The sequence below is a fragment of the Roseivivax halodurans JCM 10272 genome (genome assembly GCF_000521785.1).
GTDB lineage: Bacteria > Pseudomonadota > Alphaproteobacteria > Rhodobacterales > Rhodobacteraceae > Roseivivax > Roseivivax halodurans.
On sequence record NZ_JALZ01000103.1, the window covers coordinates 1 to 1767 of the forward strand.

1 protein-coding gene is annotated in these 1767 nt (G+C 67.1%); it reads right to left on the reverse strand.

Annotated elements, in window-relative coordinates:
- A partial coding sequence (gene acs, locus OCH239_RS21300) for an acetate--CoA ligase (protein WP_037267483.1) occupies positions 1-1767 on the reverse strand: 1767 nt, incomplete at both ends.

A 1767-nucleotide genomic window follows, 5' to 3' on the forward strand; every position in this document is an offset into this window, starting at 1 on the left:
GCCCGAGCGGGTCTTGGGCAGGCCGGGGGCCCACTGGATCAGGTCGGGCTTGGCGATCGGGCCGATCTCCTGGCGGACCCAGGTCTGCAGCTCCTTCTTCAGCTCGTCCGAGGGCTCGATCCCGGTCATCAGGGTCACGTAGCAGTAGATGCCCTGGCCCTTGACCTCGTGCGGGTAGCCGACGACCGCGGCCTCGGCGACCTTCTCGTGGGCGACGAGGGCGCTCTCGACCTCCGCCGTGCCCATGCGGTGGCCCGAGACGTTGATCACGTCGTCGACGCGCCCGGTGATCCAGAGATCGCCGTCCGCATCGCGCCGGCAGCCGTCGCCCGAGAAGTAATAGCCCTTGTATTGCTGGAAGTAGGTGTTCTCGAACCGCTCGTGGTCACCCCAGACGGTGCGCATCTGGCCGGGCCAGCTGTCGCGGAACGCCAGCACGCCCGAGGTTTCCGTCTCCTCGATCTCCTTGCCCGATTCGGGCTCCAGCACCACCGGCTGCACGCCGAAGAACGGCTTCATCGCCGCGCCGGGTTTGGTCGCATGCGCGCCCGGAAGGGGCGTGATGAGATGCCCCCCGGTCTCGGTCTGCCAATAGGTGTCGACGATCGGGCAGCGTCCCTGTCCGACCACCTCGTTGTACCAGGTCCAGGCCTCGGGATTGATCGGCTCGCCCACCGTCCCGAGGATTCGCAGGGAGGATAGATCGGATTTCGTTACGAAGTCGTCACCCTGGCCCATCAGCGCGCGGATCGCGGTCGGCGCGGTGTAGAACTGGGTGACCGAATGTTTCTCGCAGACCTGCCAGAAGCGGCTGGCGTCGGGATAGGTCGGCACGCCCTCGAACATCACCGTCGTCGCGCCGTTCGCGAGCGGCCCGTAGACGATGTAGCTGTGGCCGGTGACCCAGCCCACATCCGCGGTGCACCAGTAGACGTCGCCGTCGTGGTAATCGAAGGTGATCTGGTGGGTCATGGCGGCGTAAACCAGATATCCACCACTTGTGTGTACCACCCCCTTGGGCTGTCCGGTCGAGCCCGAGGTATAGAGGATGAAGAGAGGGTCTTCGGCGCCCACCTCCGCCGGCTCGCAGTCGGGGGCGGCGTCTTTCATGGCGGCGGTGAGGTCGATGTCGCGGCTCTGGTCCCAGGTGGTCTGGCCGCCGGTGCGCTTGACGACGAGGCATTTCACCCGGTCGTCGCAATGCAGCAGCGCCTTGTCAGCGTTCGACTTCAGCGCGGTCTTGCGGCCGCCGCGGGGCGCTTCGTCGGCGGTGATCACCACCTTGGCGCCGCAGCCGTTGACGCGCTGGCCGAGCGCGTCGGGCGAGAAGCCGGCGAAGACGACCGAATGGATCGCGCCGATCCGGGCGCAGGCGAGCATGGCATAGGCCGCCTCGGGGATCATCGGCAGGTAGAGCACGACCCGGTCGCCGCGGCCGACGCCCTGGTCCTTGAGCACGTTCGCCATCCGGCAGGTCTGCTCGTGCAGCTGCCGGTAGGTGATGTGCTGCGCCTCCTCGCCGGGCTCGTCGGGCTCCCAGATGATCGCGGTCTGATCGCCGCGGGTCTCGAGATGGCGGTCGATGCAGTTGTGGGCGACGTTGAGCGTGCCGTCCTCGAACCACTTGATCGACACCTGCCCGTGGGTGAAGTCCACGTCCTTGATCCGGCTCGGGCTCTTGATCCAGTCGAGCCGCTTCGCCTCATCGGCCCAGAACCCGTCCGGGTCCTCCACCGACCGGCGGTACATCTCTTCGTAACGCCCAGC